The following is a 17,880-nucleotide window of genomic DNA, read 5'->3' on the forward strand; positions in this document are numbered from 1 at the left end:
TTCTTAATTGTGGGAAATTCAAATTTTATAAAATTATTTTAGGGAATAAAAAGATATGATAGATTATTTTATTTTATAGTATAAAATAATTTATGAGATGGTTTTTAATTTGTGGTAATTTTCACCAATTTGGCAAAATACATTTTTGTGATAAATTTTTTAATTGATTTTCAATATTGGATAATGATTCTTTCATTATTTCAGAATCTGATTTATGGCAAGTTAAACAAGCTCCAACAGTTAAAATTCTTTTCTGTTCATCAATATTAAAAGGACGAATATTTTTTCTTGTTGCAAAATCTTTATTTCTAGTTTGAAGAAAACCAATCCATGCATCTTCTGGTAAATTATCATATTCTACATTTTTGTATTTTGATTTGAAAATCCATTTACCAATTTTATTGTGAATTATGTATTTCAAATTTCCTCTTCCGTAACCAATTGCGAGTGAATTATTATGGCAAGATTCACAGCTTCTGCTTTCTTTTCCAATTGTATGAGCAACCGATGGAGCAAACAATCTCTTGAAAGTAATTTCTTCATTTTTCTTTGAATATTTAGATTTGTCCAAAGTCATAATCATTCCGGGTATAAAAGTCTCAACACTTTTTTTGATTTTCCCACTTTCATAAAATTCTTTAATTCCCAAAGTAGGAAGTTCTGCAAAAAATTCTCCGTTAAATTCAACCCAAGAAGAATCCGTATCATTATTTTTTAACAAATCAAAACCTTTTGTTTTTGGATCAAACTCAGTATGACAACCAACGCATTGCGGCGCCCAAGAAGTATGGCAACTGTTACACGAAAGTGATTTGTGCGCTTTTGAATTTACACATTCAAATTTTGCCGGATTCAAATCGTAAATTTTCTTTGATTGTTTTCCATACAATTTTGCAATTCTGTTATTTATAATTTTTGTATTTACTAATGGAGTTTGAGATTTTTTTACTTTTATAAATTTTCTATTTTCATCATCAATTCCAAAAATTTCTGCAATTTTTTTCGACTCAAAATCAAATTCGCTCAATTTAATTGATGTGAATTTTTCAGAATGACAATCTTCGCATTTAACTAAAATTTGTTCTTCCTTGTGTTCGTAAAATTTTCCGTTTCCCATAATTTCATATGAAATATGGCAATCAACGCAAACCAAACCGGCTTCAAAATGAATATCGGAAATTTCCTTTTGAAAAATTCTTCCATCTTCCAACAATCTAAAATTTTTATCGTCAACTATTTTTTTATCTGTAAAACTTGTTTCGTGCCAACCCTCATAATTTGTTGAGATTCTTCCTGAACGACTATGACAACCAAAGCAATGATTATTTGTAATGTTCAAGGAAAGTGAAGGATGATATTTTATTAATGCTAAATCCGGTTTTTCAATTTTGAACAAATTATAAATATGCAATTCATTTTTTGCTTCATCAGAATAATTTAAATGGCATGTATTACATCCGCCGCCGCGAGATAATTCTGTGATTGGACCAAATTCAGTTTTCTCGTTCCCCAAATGGCAAGATGCACATAAATTTCTTAAATGAGATTCAGCTGCGGAATTTTTAATTTTTTCGATATGATATTTTCCGTTTAGGTTTTTAATTTCATCGAACGCAAATTTATTTACGGAAATAATTCCACTCATTGTTGACATTAAAGATGAATCAACTCTTTCTGAAATTCCGGGATGGCAATTTACTTTTCCGCAAGTTTGTTTAGCATTTTCCAAATTTCCGGGAATTTTTATCATTCCGGCATGGGCAAGATTTTTATCTTTTTCTTTTACGTTTCCTAAATGGCAAGAACTACAGCCAATCTTTTGCGGATTGTGAAATTCTGAAAATCCTTTTACATCGCCGTGGCAATGAACGCAGCTTTCCGATAATGCGGAAATATTTTTAATAGCGTTTTTGGTTTGATATAATTTCACCCAATTTATTTTAAATACAAAAAAATATATCAAGAAAAGAAATAATATTATTCCAAAAATAATTAGAGAAATTTTTTCAAGTGATTTATGATTTAAGTAAGATTTCATTCTAAAATATTTTTTACAAATTCAAAATCATCCAATGAATTCATATTAAAAATAAGTCTACCATTAAAAAATGATTCATCTGAAATTTCAACAAATTTTGTATTCAAGGAATTTATCAAATCAAAAAGTTTAACTTTAGTTTTACCATTTTCACTCATTTTTTCTGAAGCGAGTTTAAGCAATTCCTCAGCTTTTGGAATACAACTTTTCTTATAAACTGCACAAAGCGTGAGAAAATTATTGTACGATTTGGGAATTGAAATATCTTCACTTTTAGTTTGATGAATGATAAAATTTATTAAATCTTTCGTAACAAAAGGCATATCGCAAGAAATAATAAAATTATTTTCTGAAGTTGAATTTATTAGCCCGGAATGAATTCCAGATAAAGGTCCAAATCCGGGATAAATATCTTCATAAATTTTCGAATTCAAAAATTTATAATTTCCCGGAGAATTAGAAATAATTATTACTTTATTAAAAATTTCTTGTAACAAAAATTGTATTCGTTCAATAAGTGTAATTCCGTTAATTTTCAGAAGTGCTTTATCGCTACCAATTCTTTTACTTTTTCCGCCCGACAAAATTATTGCCGTAAAATTTTTAATCATAGTCGTAATAAAGAAAAGCCCAGCTTTTTATAGTTGGGCTCAAATTAAATTTTATAAAACATTTATCTAGACATGACGCCAAATAAATTCATCGTCTTCTAATTTTTCGGCATCGAGTTTACCTTTTGTAAGTAAACTTTTTAAATCTTCTTTAGAAATTGATTTATCATCATTTATACTGTTTAATAATTCATTGAAATATCCTTTTGTAATGCTGAAATTTGCGAGATCAAAATAATCATTAAAAACACTCATAATTTTCGTTGCGTTAGAAGTTTCAAAAGAACCGGTAACTTTATCGCGCCAGTCAATTCTGTTCCAAAATATTTTCTTTAACAAATAAACTGCGTAATGAACTTCCGTTAACGGAAATCTTTCTCTAAATCTTGAAGCACCAACTTGTTCAAAGTATTCTTCAGCATTTTTATTTGTACCGCCTTCTTTTAACCATTCGCTTAAATATGAAAAAACTGCACCGCCTCTTTTAATTGTTTCAACATCGTTAAAAGTTTTGTAAGTTTTTAAATATTCGGATTTTCTAACTTCCGTCAGCCATTCTTGTTTAAGTTCATCAATTTGATCATCAACAATTTTGGATAAATTTCTTGCAGACATTTTCCCTCCATAAATCAAAATAATTTATTTTTTATCTAATTATTCCAATACTCAGAGCTTCGCTATACATTTTTTCTTTAACTTTTTTAATACTTTCTTGATACAAAGCTCCGCTTACTAAAAACTGTTGTAATTCTACATCAGTAAATTTTTTTGTTTCTGTTAATTTTGAAAAAAGTTGTTCATTATAACCTTTAATAATATAAAAATTACCAAGATCAAAATAGTTATTGATCACTGTCATAAACTCAATAGCATCAACGGCTTTTAGTATTCCGCTTACTTCATCTTTCCAAGCAACAAAACTCCACAAAACTTTTTTTTCAAGATGTAACGCATAATAAACTTCAGTAAGCGGCATTCCTTCATTAATTCTTTCTTCGCCAATTCTCTTAAAATAAATTGCCGCATCATCATTAGATGCACCTTTCATAAGCCAACTTTGAAGATTACTAAAAAGAACTCGTCCTCTTGAGAAAATTTCATCATCAGATAATTTTTGATATGTACTTAAGTATTCCGATTTTTTAACTTCTTGAACCCAAGTTTTTGTCAAATCTTCTAAATGGCTTTCAACTATTGCAATTAAACTTTCGTAAACCATTTTATCCTCCCAATTATTTTAGATAATAAAATGATAGAATGATAATTATCATACTTATTTATCTTGTTAAAATCAAGAGTAAATTAATTTATAAATTTTAAAATGTGCAATATCGAGTTTACGTTGATGAGAATTTTTGTGTAATTTATTTTCTAAAATTTTAGAAAATCACTTAATTGAAGTATTATCTTATTTTACCAATTTCAAATTTACTTCCTCTTTGAGTTTGGTTAATTCTATTTTTTGATTTTCTGTTAACTCTAATTTTTCAATTGAATTGTATTCTCTCAATGATTCTTCGAATAAATCTAATTCATTTAACAAGGATGCAAAATAAATTCTATCCTCAAAATTATTAGAAAGAGAAGGATAATTTCTAAATACTTCTTTTGCTACAATTATTGAAGATTCCTTCAGTCCTTTTTCATTTAAATATTTTGCACCGTTTAATTTTAGTTTTCCGATAAAATTATTTTCATCAATATTATTTTTTTGAGAAACATCCGAACCATAAACAGCAGTGTTTTTAGCCAAGCCACTTTTTTTTGTTTTTGGAACATTTCTAATTTCTTCCATTGCTAAAGACAAAATCAGATCAGAAACAGTAGTCTTTTTTATATTTTTTAAACCAATTGCAACATCACCTTTAATTAAAAAATTTCCGTTTTCATTTTTTAGTTGAATTAATGAATGCGAATTTGTCATGAGCAAATCACTACTTTTTAATATTTGATTTACTTTAACAGCTTCCCATTTTTCAGATGTTCCGCGCAGAAGTTTAACTTCTCCTGAAACTTTTTCAACGGTAAATTGCTGAGAAAAAATTAGTGAAGAAAAAAATAAAATTAAAAATATTGTTTTCATTTTATAACTCATTAAAATTTAATTTGTGTCAATTATTTCAACTATACTTTTTGCCAAGCCAAAATTATCAATTGCTTCCGTATAAAATTTTTCTGCTCCTAAATTCCATGCATCTTCAAAATTTGTTAGAGATGTAACTTCAATCGGAATCCAGATTTCGTAAATTCCATCAATATTTTTTCTTACAAAATATTTTCTTTCGTTTATTGAAATTAACTCAGATTTTTGGGGAGATAATTTTGTATTTATCAAAAGTGTTACATGTCCGATTGATTCTTTTGGTTTGTAATCAATAAATGCTGTTTGGATTCCAATGCTTTCCAATTGCGAACTGAAACAAACACTTAAATCATCGCAGTCTCCACCTTTTGCTGAAATTGTTTCTTTCGGAAATTGTACATGATCGGTACTTGTTCTACGATCTGAAACATAAATCATTTCTTTACAAAAACTATTAAATAATATTTGAAGTGACGTAAAATCTTTTATTTCACTTTTTTGCTTCAACAAATCTTTATAGGAATTCAAAATTTTATTTGTATAATTTTTCGAAAATTCCAAATCTCTTTCAACAAAATATTTAAGATTTTTAACTTCACCATTCCAACTATTTTTATCTTTTATTAAAATCGGTTTCTGAAAATTATCATCAAAATTTTCCGTTGAAGTAAATAAATAAAATTCAGCTTGTGAAATTATATCTTTGCTAAAATCTTTTTTATCATTTTCAAAAACTGTATAATAATTAATTTCCAAAGTATCATTCGGATTTATTGAAGCTTCCGGCGAATATATTTTATCGTTATTCAAATTTTCAATAAAACTAGCCGGCTTAACAGATATTCTATTAGAAGTTAAATTTAAAACTTTAGCTTTTGCGAAAGGTTGATTTATATAGTTTTCGTTAAAAGTTGGATAAATTGCATCAATAATTTCAACATCCAAAAATTTTACAAATTGATCTTTTTGAAAACTTAACGCAATATTCAAATTTGCAAAAAGTCTATCTGAGGAAAAATAATTATGCTGAATATTATGAATTTGGTATTGATTAAAATCATTCACTGATTTTGATTTATTTCTATTTCCAAAATATTTTAAATAAGAAATTGTTATGCTGTAAAGTTTATTAGAATAACTTAAATTTGATAAAATGCCCGCAATTATTGGCTTTTGATATTTATCATGAAAAATTGTTGTGCCAAAAACAATATTGGAATTTGTAAAAGGAAATAAAATATTTGTACCAAATATAAATGAACTTGTTGTTTCATAATTTAGTTTTAAATTTATTTTTTCCGTTGGATTGAAGTTTGTGCCAATAATTACAGACTTATTTTCTTTAAGATTATATTTATTTGTTCTAATCAAAAAATCACTTGAATTATCTTCCTTATCAAAATCTTTTAGAATTAGCAGATTATTTGTTGATATTGAAAAAATTAGATTTTCCAAAACTCCGTAAGAAATTCCAAAATCACCTTTCCAAAAATTCTTACTTATTTCATCCTCGTTGATCTGCCATATTGTTTGGTTTGATGATGAATCGGAATAATATGTTGGATATTCTTCGGTAAAATTTTGTTCAAAATAATTTAGAGAAAATCCGAAACCTAAATTTTCATTAAGGTTAAAATTATAAGCTGTTCCGTATTTTTGAAAATAATTTAGTGATGTATAAAAGTTTTGAATTGAATCTGAGATTATTGCTTTTCTTCCGGAACTGAAAATAAATTTTTGTTGAATTCCCGGAGAATAATTAAAATTGAATGAATGCTTTCCAATAGTTTTTCCCAAGCCAAAATAATCCGGAGAAAAATTAATATTGTAGCTAAAATTTAATTTTGTGGAAATGTAAAATTCCCAATCTTTTGTTTTAGAAATTTGTCCGATATTTGAGTTTATTGAATTCAAATTAAATTCCAAATTTTTAAATATACCAATTCCATAAAAATTTAAAGATTGTTGAGCCAATAAATTATTACTCAGCAAACCATAAATTATTATCAATATTGAAAAGCGAGTTTTATCTAATATCAACCCAAATATTATGAATACTCTGCGCAGCAAACTGAATTTCACCTAAATTACTTATTGTTGGTTTTTCTATAATTTTTTTTACAAAAGTAAAAATTAAATATTTGTAATTTGTTTTAAGTATTTGTCGTAATAAATTATTTGGAATAACAATTCTATTTTTATTGGGATTCTTGATTCTAAAAAACGGTGTAAGTTCATCATTTATATTTCTTTTAGCGCCAATAATTATTTGCACTTCACCGGAGTTTTCATTATTCCATTCCAAACTAACTTCAAAATCCTCTGTTTCTCTCGAGCCGGTAACTGAAATTTTCCCCGAAATTTGATTAGGAATTTTCATTATTGAAATTGTTTCTTTATTGTTTTGATCAGTAAATGATAATGGAATGTTAGAATTGTATGGAAAATTTAGTACGCTTTGAAGTAATACTCTTTTATGATATAAAACATTTTTAACACCGACTAAAGTATCAATTAGTTTGAAGTTATCAAGAAATTTTAAACTGTAAGGAATTACTCTTGCTGGATGATTATTAAATTTTACTTTTCCAAAATCTATTGTTTTGTAACCAACAATTTTATTTTCGGAATTTTTAATTGGCTGATTGTTATCAATAAATATTGCTTCGCCGTATCCGGAAAATCTGGTTAAATTATTATATGTATTTTTAATTCCACTGTAAACAACTAAAGATTTATCAAAAGAATTTTCTTCAATTACTCCGGTTGAATCATATCCGGTAAGTGTATATGAGCCCGGATTTTCATTAATTATCTCAATTACATCATTTGATTCATCATTATTAATTAACTCAATTGGAGCTGGCTCGTTACAGCTAATTACAAAGATTGAAATAATAATTGAAGTGAGATATTTATTCAGTTCGTTCATGTTCAAATATATAAATATTTTTTCCGGATTAATTAAAAAAAGGCTGTCTTAAAAGTAAATTACAAAATTCCGATTAAGACAACCTTCAAAAATTTAATTGACTCTGTAAGGAATTCCCCAAGATTTACTTTCAACCGATGCTTCACTATCATTTAGTGTTGAATGTGAGAAAGCGTTAATAACTGCATGCCTTCTTCCTCTAAATTGGTTAACAATCCATTCACCGGAATAAGTTCTATGATAATAACTTCCATCAAATTCTTCATTTATTAGTTCTAACTTTCTTTTTGCTCTGTTTGTTAATCTATTTTTAATTGCACCGTAAGTTAAAGTTACATAATCATTCGTTTCAAATTTACTTTTTATATTTACTTCAACTTTCACTTTTTCAAATTGAATTAAAGTAGGAATATTTGAATTTCCTCCAGAAATTCCCAAATTGAAATAATAATCTAAAGGATTATCAATTACAATTTCTTCATTGTTTGGTAAATAAATTTTTATACTTTCTATTTCAATATTTTCAGTTAATGTTCCGCCTTCAGGAAGTGAAATTGATGTAAGTCTCCAATTGCTATCCGGATTTGACGTATTTGCAATTTTTGTAAAAATTAAATTTCTCTTAATTGTTGTATTAAATGGTTTTTCATAAACATCTAAATCAATATTTCCCCAACCGCCTTTTGAAGAATCTTCTGAAGCCATAATAAATAAAACTCCTTCATAATTTGAAGTTAATGTTCCATAAGCAAGTTCTCCTTTAAATTCAACATCCAAAGTTTTATCAACTAATTTCATCCTTTGTCCAACTTTTACTGGATATATTGTTGCAGAAGTTTTTCCTAATACAAAATCCATTGCTTCTTCTTCGTTATAATTTAGATCAAAAGATTCTAATGATTCATCCGATTCAACAATTTTTTCTAATGTTTCTTTTTCAGTTGTATTATTTTCATTATCCAAAGGATTATTTTCTTCATTACAGGCATTTATTGAAAAAAGAAAAAATACAATTGCTAATATTAAAACGATTTTTGAACTTATTATTTTCATTGTTTCTCCTATGATTTTTGGTTTGCAATTCTTTTCCCAAATAATGCTAATTGCATGCCAAATCTTATTTTTCACTTAACTCGTTATAGTAAAATAGTTTACAAATTTTAGACGTTTTTATTAAATGCCTGAATTAAAACATATTTGCCTGAAAAGTAATTTCTCAGGCTAATTTTCGGTAATTTTTTGAATAATTTGATCGAGATAAGAATGATATTTTTGCGGAAGATTTTTATATTTTGATGCAAATTTTGATTTTAATTCATTTAGTGATTTTCCTTTAAATTCTGCAAAATCACTTTCAAGATTTTTAAGATAAATATTTACTTTTTTATCAACATTTTGATTTATTTCAGTTTTATTTGAATTGGAAATTATTTTTATAGTTTTTTCCAAATCAAAATTATTTTCAACATAAGATTTAAAGAAAAATCCTCGTAAATATTCTGAAACAATTGTTCTGCTTAAATTTCCCAATTCATCAGAAGTTTCATTAATTGATGAATGTGAAAAAGATTTTTCTCTTAATGATTCAATTATAGAATTTTCCATATCACTTTTTTCAATTTTGGAAAGTTCTTTTGGCAAATCTTTCAATTTTATAATATTTCTTTTATCTGCACGTGTAAAAATTACAGCTCGTTTAATAACACCTTCCAATTCTCTAATATTTCCTTTCCAATTATTTTCTTCAAGTTTTTTAATCACTGCATTGGAAATTTTAAATTCTTTACTTTCCTTTTTTGCAAAAAATTCTGCAAGAACGGAAATATCTTCAATTCTTTCATTTAAGTTTGGAAGATTGATATCAATTACATTTAGTCGGTAAAATAAATCTTCTCTAAAATTTCCCGTTTTAACTTGTTGACTTAAATTCTTATTTGTTGCGGTTATTATTCTAACATCAACATGCTGAGTTTTAGATGAACCAACTTTTTGAAAATCACCAGTTTGTAAAACTCTCAACAATTTCACTTGAAAATTTTCACTCGTTTCACCAATTTCATCTAAGAATAATGTCCCTCCATCTGCTTCTTCAAATCTTCCAATTTTATCAGATTTTGCATCAGTAAATGCTCCTTTAACATGTCCAAAAAGTTCGCTTTCCAACAATGTTTCAGGTAATGCTGCACAATTGATTATGACAAATTTTTTATTTTTTCTTTTGCTAAGATTATGAATTGCATTTGCAACAAGTTCTTTTCCGGTTCCGCTTTCGCCTTGAATTAAAACAGAAGCATTTTCTGGTGCTACTTTTTTAATAAGACTTACAATTTGCTCAATTTTTTTGCTTCTGTAAATTATTCCTTCAAAATTATTTGGCTCAATTGAATGAATAAATTCCGTGTTATCTTCAGTTTCAATATTTTTTAAATTCTTAATTTCCTCATTTAATTTGTTGATTTGATTTTTTAATTCATCAGATTTGTTCTTTTCAATTTGTCTATTAAGTTCTAAGAGTTTTGCTTCCTTAATTTCCAACTCACTTTTTAATTCAATAGATAATTCTTCTGAAGTAATTCTTTTTTTTCGTTCATCTAAAAATGTAATAAACGAACTTCCCCAAATGGTAAAAATGTAAGGAATGATAAACGCAGAATAATCAAACTGGAAATAATTTATTTTCCAAAGTGAAAAAATTATTATAAAAAAGACTACTGATGCGGAAAGCAAAATTTTAAATTTATCAAATAAAAAATATGAAATGATAAAAATTGTGAACAGAAAAATTATTGTAGAAATTTTAAAGTAATTATAATTTAAATTTTCTCCGGAAAGTAAATTGTTAATTGCAAAAGCATGAATTGCAATTCCGGGAATTCGATCATCAAAATGTGTTGAAATTGATTTTGCAATTAGCGGATCACTAATTCCAATTAAAATAATTTTCCCGTTCAATTTTTGCAGCTCAGTAATGTTATTATCAGCAAAATCAAAAAATTGCAGCAAAGAATATTTCTTAAATGATTTCCAAGAAAAATTAAAATTAACATAAATATCACTTGGATTTTTATTTTCCAACATTTTATCAGCAAAAGAAAATTCTAAATTATCATTTGTTTTAATTTTTGCCGGAATTAAAAAAATATTTTCATTAAAAAAATTTATATGTCCGGTTTGTAAATTTTTATCAAATAATTTTATTTGAGGAAAATTTATTTTTTCAGAAATCCAAATATTGTTTGAATGAGTTAAGTTTTCTGCAAGTGAAGAAAAAATAATATTATTGGAATTTTTTATTGAATTAAACAAAACTTGGTTGTAAACTTCTTGAGTACTAATATTTTCGGAAAGGAAAATTTCGAAACCAATTTTCCTAACATTAAGTTTATTTAAATAATCTAAAAGCAAAGCATAATAACTTCTTTTTAACGGCCAGCCCCCGAGAAAATCAATATCGGAAGAATTTATTTCAATTATTACAATATTTGAATCCGGTAATTTTTCATATTCGATTGAATAAAAAAAAGAATTTACTTTCGAATTTATTTGAGTTGAGAATTGCATAAAGATTAAGTAAATAAAAATTCCAATGAGGGGAAAAGAATATTTTATTAAACTTTTTTTACTCAACAATTTACTCTTCATTTACAAAACCAAATTTTGATTATCTTTTAATATACAATTTACAAAATTGAGTGAATCGAAATATAAATTTTTAAAAATGGATAACGATTTGGAAACAACAATTAATAATTTACGAGTTTACCTTTCCGGGAATGAAAAAAATAAATCTATAATATTTATTCATGGATTTCCTTACGATCATACAATGTGGGATGAACAAGTAAATTTTCTTAAAGATAAATATTTTTGCGTTAGATATGATATTCGCGGTTTGGGAAAAAGTCCAGCCGGCGATGGACAATATACAATGGATTCTTTTGTGGAAGATTTATTTTCAATTATTGATGAATTAAAGTTAGAAAAACCAATAATCTGCGGATTATCAATGGGAGGGTATATAACTTTTCGTGCTTTGGAAATAGATCAAATAAAATTTTCTGCTGCAATTTTATTAGATACAAGGACTGAAAGCGACAACAACGAAGGAAAAATTAAAAGACAAAACGGAATTGCAAAAATTAATAAAGAAGGTGTAATTTCTTATGTTAATAATTTTGTTCCGACTTGTTTTTGGGATGAAACAATTAAAAATAATTCAGAATTATATAACACAGTTTTAAATCAATCGAGAACAAGCAACGCAATTGGTGTTAAAGGTTGTTTGTTTGCAATGTTAAGCAGAACCGATACAACCGATTCGCTTAAAAAAATAAATATTCCTACTTTAATTTTGTGTGGTGAATTTGATAAATTAACTCCACCAAATGTAATGCAAAAAATTGCAGATGAAATTCCAAATTCAAAATTTGTGATGACTAAAAATTCTGGGCATATGACTCCGATTGAAAAACCAGATGATGTGAACTTAAATATTAATGATTTTTTGGATAAAATTTTTTCTTAATAAAATATTACAGAAAAATCTTTGTATTTACCGTTTTCGTAATTGAATTTTGCGCTAAATATTTTATTTTCAAAAAGCCATGGAATAAAAATTCTATCTCCTTCCCAAAGATTTATTTCAGTTAATTTTTCGTTTGGGATCCATTCTAATTTTCCTTCTGGTGAATCAATTAAATTTCCTTCAAAACCTTTAAAGACATAAAGCCAAACGTACCAATCGTCTTTTCCATCAAACATTGGAAAAGTTATGTGTCCTTTTAAAATTGGGTTTTTTACTGTCAATCCGGATTCCTCATGCACTTCACGAATTGCACATTCTTCTGGAGTTTCACCAGCTTCAAATTTTCCGCCAAGTCCGTTCCACTTTCCTTCGTGATAATCATTTTCTTTTTTGTTACGATAAAGCATTAAAGTTTTATCGTTTTCTATAACATAACAAAGTGTGGCAAGCTTCATAAAGTTAAAATCCCAAAAATAAAAGTTAAAAATCTTTTTGATATCTTCGCATTGTAATTAAACTGGAAGCTAATATTTTAAAATTTCATCGTATTCTTTGATCAATAAATTCGATTTAGTTAAATTTGCTTTTTTGCTATCTTTTAATAAGGACAACCATAATTTAGATTCATTTGAAGATTTTAAAGCTATGTTTATAAATTTTGCAAAATCTCTTTTGGAACTTCCCGATAATCCTTCCACATAATTTGCGATTACACTTGTTCCACATCTTAATAATTGATCGGCTAACCGACGTGATACAAAATCTTTCTCTAATGTTTCAATAAATTGAATCAATTCAAAAGTTAATTTATATAATCTTTTCTAAAATTCTTCTTTAAATTGATTGTTTGAATTTTTCATTTTAACCAATCTTTAACTTTTATTTTTTAAATTTTAACTAGCCAAATGTTTTTCTTTTATAAGGTATTCCTTCACATAATCTTCTACTGAATTTTCTAAAGAAGTAATCTCATTTTTGAATCCGGCGTTTCTAATTTTTTCTATTTTCGCTTCAGTAAAATATTGATACTTTCCGCGTAAAATTTCCGGCATATCAATTATTTCTATATTGGGTTTTAAATCCATTGCAATAAATATTGAAGAAACCAAATCAATCCAAGTTCGTGCAATTCCGGTTCCAACATTGAATAAACCATTAACATTTTTATTTTCGATAAAATGTAAAGTCATATCAACTGCATCTTTTATGTAAATAAAATCTCGCATTTGTTTTCCATCTTCATAATTTGGATTATAAGATTTAAACAATTTCACTTTTCCCGTTTCTTGTATTTGACCAAAAGCCTTATGAACTATGCTTCTCATATCTCCTTTGTGAAATTCATTTGGACCAAAAACATTAAAATATTTTAATCCGACAATTTTATCAGCAACTTTCATTTTCTGCGCCCACAAATCAAACATATGTTTTGAGTATCCATACATATTTAGCGGTTTTAAAGTAGGCAATTTTTCTTCATTATCTTCATAACCATTTTCTCCGTCTCCGTATGTTGCCGCACTTGATGCATAAATAAACTTAGAATCATTTTCCAAACAATATTCTGCTAAAGTTTTAGTGTATTTAAAATTATTGTAAAGCAAATAATCAGCATCTTTTTCTGTTGTAGCTGAGCAAGCGCCAAGGTGAAAAACTGTATCAACTTTAAATCCTAAAGAATCATCATTTATAATTTCAAGAAATTCATCTTTATGAAAAATATCTAAATATTTTAGTCCAACTAAATTTTTCCATTTTTCGCTTTCGCCAAGATGATCAACAATTATGATATCATCTATTCCCATTTTATTTAATTTCCAAACAATTGCGCTACCAATAAAGCCAGCTCCGCCCGTAACTATTATCATTTTATCTCCTTTTCATATTTATTGTAAAGTAAAGTTATAAAATTTCATTAAATTATATTTTCAAAAAATCGATATTTATTTAGAAAGCTTGGAGAAAATGCAATTCGATACTTTATATAAAATTTTAACAGACAGAATTTTAATACTCGACGGTGCTATGGGAAGTTTGATTCAAAGATACAAATTAACCGAATCAGATTTTCGAGGTGAACAATTTAAAAATCATCCAAAAACTTTGCGTGGTGATAATGATTTACTTTCCATAACTCAGCCCAATATTATAAAAGAAATTCATAAACTTTATCTTGAAGCTGGTGCGGATATTATTGAAACAAATACATTCAATGCAACTTCAATTTCTCAAGCTGATTATGGATTAGAAAATTTTGTTTATGATATCAATTTACAATCTGCAAAATTAGCAAAAGAAATTGCAGATGAATTTACAAAACTGAATTCCGCCAAACCCAGATTTGTTGCCGGATCTATTGGTCCAACAAACAAAACTCTTTCAATGTCATCCAAAGTTGAAGATCCCGGAGCGAGAGCTTTAACTTTTGATGAAATGAAAAATTCATATTATGATCAAATCAGAGGATTGGTTGATGGTGGAGCTGATATTCTTTTAATTGAAACAATAACTGATACATTAAATGCAAAATCTGCACTTTATGCTGTTCAACAATATTTCCAAGAAAAGAAAATTAATTGGCCAATTATGATTTCCGGAACTATTGTTGATCAAAGCGGCAGAACACTTTCCGGACAAACATTTGAAGCTTTCTGGCATTCAATTTCTCATACACCAAATTTATTAAGTGTTGGATTAAATTGTTCATTAGGTCCAACTCAAATGCGTCCGTTTATTCAAGAAATTTCAGATTTAGCCAGTTGCTTTGTCAGCATTTATCCAAATGCTGGTTTGCCAAATGAGTTTGGTAATTATGATGAAACACCAAATCAGATGTATGACGTTTTAGCAAAATATGCGGAATATGGAAATTTCAATATTGTTGGTGGCTGCTGCGGAACAACTCCGGAACACATTAAAGCATTTGCGGAAATATCAAAGCAATTTAAACCGAGAATTCCAAAACAAAAAAGTAAACTTCTTTCTTTAAGCGGATTAGAACCGTTAGTTGTAAGACCCGATTCAAACTTTATAAATATTGGTGAGAGAACCAATGTAATGGGTTCTAAAAAGTTTGCAAGATTGATAAAAGAAGAAAAATATTCGGAAGCATTATCTGTAGCACTTGAACAAGTTGAAAACGGTGCTCAAGTTATTGATATAAATATGGATGATGCAATGATTGATGCTGAAAATGCAATTACGAAATTCCTTAATTTAATTGCGTCTGAGCCGGATATTGCAAAAGTTCCGATTATGATTGATTCTTCAAAGTGGCCAGTAATTGAAGCCGGTTTAAAATGTTTGCAAGGAAAAGGAATTGTAAATTCTATAAGCATGAAAGAAGGTGAAGAAATATTTAAAGATCATGCAAGAAAAGTTTTAAATTACGGATCGGCTGTAATAGTTATGGCTTTTGATGAAAAAGGTCAAGCTGATTCTTACGAACGAAAAATTGAAATATGTGAACGCGCTTATAAAATTTTAACAGAGGAAATTAATTTCCCACCGGAAGATATAATTTTTGATCCAAATATTTTTGCAGTTGCAACCGGAATTAAAGAACACAATAATTATGCAGTTGATTTTATTAATGCTACAAAATGGATTAAACAAAATCTTCCTTTTGCAAAAGTTTCCGGCGGAGTAAGTAATTTATCTTTTTCTTTCAGAGGAAACGATATTGTTCGTGAAGCAATGCATTCGGCATTTTTGTTTCATGCAATTAAAGCCGGAATGGATATGGGAATTGTAAATGCTGGACAATTAGAAATCTATGAAGAAATTCCCAAAGACTTACTGGAATTGGTTGAGGACGTTATATTAAATAGAAATGAAAATGCAACTGAAAAATTAATTGAATTTGCACAACAAATAAATCAAAAAGAAAAAATTGAAGCAAAGGTTGATGAGTGGCGAACTTTGCCAATTGAAGAAAGGCTGGAACATTCTTTAATTAAGGGAATTGATGCTTTTATTGAAATTGATATTGAGGAAGCAAGAAAAAAAATAAAATCACCATTGCAAGTTATTGAAGGACCATTGATGAGCGGAATGAATAAAATTGGTGATTTATTTGGCTCCGGAAAAATGTTTTTACCTCAAGTTGTAAAAAGTGCGCGTGTTATGAAAAAAGCAGTCGCATATTTAATTCCGTTTATTGAAGAAGAACAAAAATCAACCGGTGAAATTAAAAAAGCCGGAAAGATTTTACTTGCAACCGTAAAAGGTGATGTTCATGATATTGGAAAAAATATTGTCGGTGTTGTACTAAGCTGTAACAATTATGATATAATTGATCTTGGAGTTATGGTTCCTTCCGAACATATTATTTCCAAAGCAAAAGATGAAAATGTTGATATTATTGGGCTTAGTGGACTTATAACTCCTTCGCTTGATGAAATGATTCACGTTGCAAAAGAAATGGAAAGAGAAAAAATATATATTCCTTTGTTAATTGGCGGAGCAACAACTTCAAAAGTTCACACTGCTGTAAAGATTGATGAAAATTATTCCGGAAATGTTATACATGTTTTAGATGCATCAAAAGCTGTTGCAGTTGCCGGGAAATTACTAAATGCAAATTCAAAACAAAATTTTTCTGATGATATTGCCAAAGAGTATGAATTAATTCGAATTCAGCATAATAAAAAAAATAACAATCAAAATTTAATTTCATTAGATTATGCAAGAAAGAATAAATTAGAATTGAATTGGAGTGAAATTGAAATTACAATACCAAATAATTTTGATTTAATAATCGAGCAAAATTTTCCATTAGAAAAATTAATAGAATATATTGATTGGACACCATTCTTTATTACCTGGGAATTGAAAGGAAAATTTCCTACAATTTTTGAAAACAATGAATATGGCATTGAAGCAAAAAAACTTTTTGATGATGCTAATAAATTATTGGATAAAATTATTTCCGAAAAATTATTAACTGCAAAAAGTGTGTGTAAAATTTTTCCGGCAAATAGTTTTGAGGATGATATTCTGTTATTCGAAAATGAAAATAGTAACAAAGTAATTTCGACTTTTCATACTTTACGACAGCAAAATGATAAACAAAATAAATTTCCAAATTTAGCATTATCTGATTTTATTGTACCACAAAGCTTTAATATTATTGATTATATTGGATTGTTTGCAGTTACTGCCGGAATTGGCTCAAAAGAATTAGTTGAGAAATTTGAGAAAGATCACGATGATTATAATGCAATTATGGTAAAAGCTTTAGCAGATCGATTAGCTGAAGCTTATGCTGAATTTTTGCACGAAAAAGTTAGAAAAGAAATTTGGGGTTATGCAAAAAATGAAGAAATATCAAAGGATGATTTAATTAAAGAAAAATATAGTGGAATTCGTCCCGCACCAGGATATCCGGCACAACCTGATCATACTGAAAAAATTACTTTATTTAATTTGTTGGATGTAGAAAAAAATATTGGAATTTCATTAACAGAAAATTTAGCTATGAATCCACCGGCTTCTATTTGCGGATTATATTTGGCAAATCCCGAAGCAAAATATTTTTCTGTGGGAAATATTTTTCAAGATCAAGTTGAAGATTATGCTAAAAGAAAAAATATGCAAGTTCAAGAAATTGAAAAATGGTTAAGACCTATTATATAAAATTCTAAAAAAGTAAATTCATCTTAATTTTTCTAAAATATTTATAAACTATTT

The 17,880-nt window shown here is 27.4% G+C and carries 14 protein-coding genes; 2 read left to right on the forward strand and 12 right to left on the reverse strand.

What is annotated here, in order from left to right; genetic code table 11:
- Positions 1 to 121: 121 nt before the first annotated feature.
- From IPM32_01230 to IPM32_01270, 9 genes are all read right to left on the reverse strand, one after another.
- Entirely contained in the window at positions 122 to 1,930 is a 1,809-nt protein-coding gene (locus IPM32_01230) for a hypothetical protein (GenBank protein MBK8943867.1), read from the reverse strand.
- Between the two features lie 104 nt (positions 1,931 to 2,034).
- A complete protein-coding gene (locus IPM32_01235; GenBank protein ID MBK8943868.1) occupies positions 2,035 to 2,622 on the reverse strand; it encodes a molybdenum cofactor guanylyltransferase in 588 nt (195 codons plus the stop codon).
- 93 nt (positions 2,623 to 2,715) lie between these two features.
- Positions 2,716 to 3,264, reverse strand: coding sequence for an RsbRD N-terminal domain-containing protein (locus IPM32_01240; GenBank protein MBK8943869.1), 549 nt, complete (start codon positions 3,262 to 3,264; stop codon positions 2,716 to 2,718).
- Between the two features lie 31 nt (positions 3,265 to 3,295).
- Positions 3,296 to 3,868, reverse strand: a complete 573-nt coding sequence (locus tag IPM32_01245) for a hypothetical protein (GenBank protein MBK8943870.1) — start codon at positions 3,866 to 3,868, stop codon at positions 3,296 to 3,298.
- A gap of 189 nt (positions 3,869 to 4,057) precedes the next feature.
- A complete protein-coding gene (locus tag IPM32_01250; protein ID MBK8943871.1) occupies positions 4,058 to 4,732 on the reverse strand; it encodes a hypothetical protein in 675 nt (224 codons plus the stop codon).
- An 18-nt stretch (positions 4,733 to 4,750) separates the two neighbouring features.
- Positions 4,751 to 6,646 (reverse strand): hypothetical protein, encoded by a 1,896-nt coding sequence (locus tag IPM32_01255; GenBank protein MBK8943872.1) that lies wholly within the window; start codon positions 6,644 to 6,646, stop codon positions 4,751 to 4,753.
- A gap of 112 nt (positions 6,647 to 6,758) precedes the next feature.
- Positions 6,759 to 7,664 (reverse strand): hypothetical protein, encoded by a 906-nt coding sequence (locus tag IPM32_01260; protein ID MBK8943873.1) that lies wholly within the window; start codon positions 7,662 to 7,664, stop codon positions 6,759 to 6,761.
- A gap of 93 nt (positions 7,665 to 7,757) precedes the next feature.
- On the reverse strand, positions 7,758 to 8,717 hold the full coding sequence (locus IPM32_01265) for a hypothetical protein (protein MBK8943874.1): 960 nt from the start codon (positions 8,715 to 8,717) through the stop codon (positions 7,758 to 7,760).
- A 168-nt stretch (positions 8,718 to 8,885) separates the two neighbouring features.
- Positions 8,886 to 11,225, reverse strand: coding sequence for a sigma 54-interacting transcriptional regulator (locus IPM32_01270; GenBank protein ID MBK8943875.1), 2,340 nt, complete (start codon positions 11,223 to 11,225; stop codon positions 8,886 to 8,888).
- 169 nt (positions 11,226 to 11,394) lie between these two features.
- Between IPM32_01270 and IPM32_01275 the strand changes: the two genes are divergently transcribed.
- Positions 11,395 to 12,189 carry an alpha/beta hydrolase gene (locus tag IPM32_01275; protein MBK8943876.1) on the forward strand — a complete coding sequence of 265 codons (795 nt, stop codon included), beginning with the start codon at positions 11,395 to 11,397 and terminating at the stop codon, positions 12,187 to 12,189.
- On the opposite strand, the gene IPM32_01280 is transcribed toward IPM32_01275, so the two are convergent.
- From IPM32_01280 to rfaD, 3 genes are all read right to left on the reverse strand, one after another.
- Complete coding sequence (locus IPM32_01280) at positions 12,186 to 12,644, reverse strand: 8-oxo-dGTP diphosphatase (protein ID MBK8943877.1); 459 nt, start codon at positions 12,642 to 12,644, stop codon at positions 12,186 to 12,188. The genes IPM32_01275 and IPM32_01280 overlap by 4 nt on opposite strands.
- A gap of 69 nt (positions 12,645 to 12,713) precedes the next feature.
- A complete protein-coding gene (locus IPM32_01285; GenBank protein MBK8943878.1) occupies positions 12,714 to 12,983 on the reverse strand; it encodes a four helix bundle protein in 270 nt (89 codons plus the stop codon).
- A gap of 99 nt (positions 12,984 to 13,082) precedes the next feature.
- Positions 13,083 to 14,057 (reverse strand): ADP-glyceromanno-heptose 6-epimerase, encoded by a 975-nt coding sequence (gene rfaD, locus IPM32_01290; GenBank protein MBK8943879.1) that lies wholly within the window; start codon positions 14,055 to 14,057, stop codon positions 13,083 to 13,085.
- A gap of 97 nt (positions 14,058 to 14,154) precedes the next feature.
- On the opposite strand from rfaD, the gene metH reads away from it, so the two are divergent.
- Positions 14,155 to 17,826 carry a methionine synthase gene (gene metH / locus IPM32_01295; protein ID MBK8943880.1) on the forward strand — a complete coding sequence of 1,224 codons (3,672 nt, stop codon included), beginning with the start codon at positions 14,155 to 14,157 and terminating at the stop codon, positions 17,824 to 17,826.
- The last annotated feature ends 54 nt before the right edge of the window (positions 17,827 to 17,880 follow it).

Source organism: Ignavibacteriota bacterium (assembly GCA_016716225.1).
GTDB lineage: Bacteria > Bacteroidota > Ignavibacteria > Ignavibacteriales > Melioribacteraceae.

Bases quoted from the DNA above. Each gene is read 5' to 3' on its own strand.
- IPM32_01260 (MBK8943873.1), bottom strand. From the start codon at position 7,664: ATGAACGAACTGAATAAATATCTCACTTCAATTATTATTTCAATCTTT.
- metH (MBK8943880.1), top strand. From the start codon at position 14,155: ATGCAATTCGATACTTTATATAAAATTTTAACAGACAGAATTTTAATA.
- IPM32_01265 (MBK8943874.1), bottom strand. From the start codon at position 8,717: ATGAAAATAATAAGTTCAAAAATCGTTTTAATATTAGCAATTGTATTT.
- IPM32_01250 (MBK8943871.1), bottom strand. From the start codon at position 4,732: ATGAAAACAATATTTTTAATTTTATTTTTTTCTTCACTAATTTTTTCT.
- IPM32_01240 (MBK8943869.1), bottom strand. From the start codon at position 3,264: ATGTCTGCAAGAAATTTATCCAAAATTGTTGATGATCAAATTGATGAA.
- IPM32_01280 (MBK8943877.1), bottom strand. From the start codon at position 12,644: ATGAAGCTTGCCACACTTTGTTATGTTATAGAAAACGATAAAACTTTA.
- IPM32_01245 (MBK8943870.1), bottom strand. From the start codon at position 3,868: ATGGTTTACGAAAGTTTAATTGCAATAGTTGAAAGCCATTTAGAAGAT.
- IPM32_01270 (MBK8943875.1), bottom strand. From the start codon at position 11,225: ATGCAATTCTCAACTCAAATAAATTCGAAAGTAAATTCTTTTTTTTAT.
- rfaD (MBK8943879.1), bottom strand. From the start codon at position 14,057: ATGATAATAGTTACGGGCGGAGCTGGCTTTATTGGTAGCGCAATTGTT.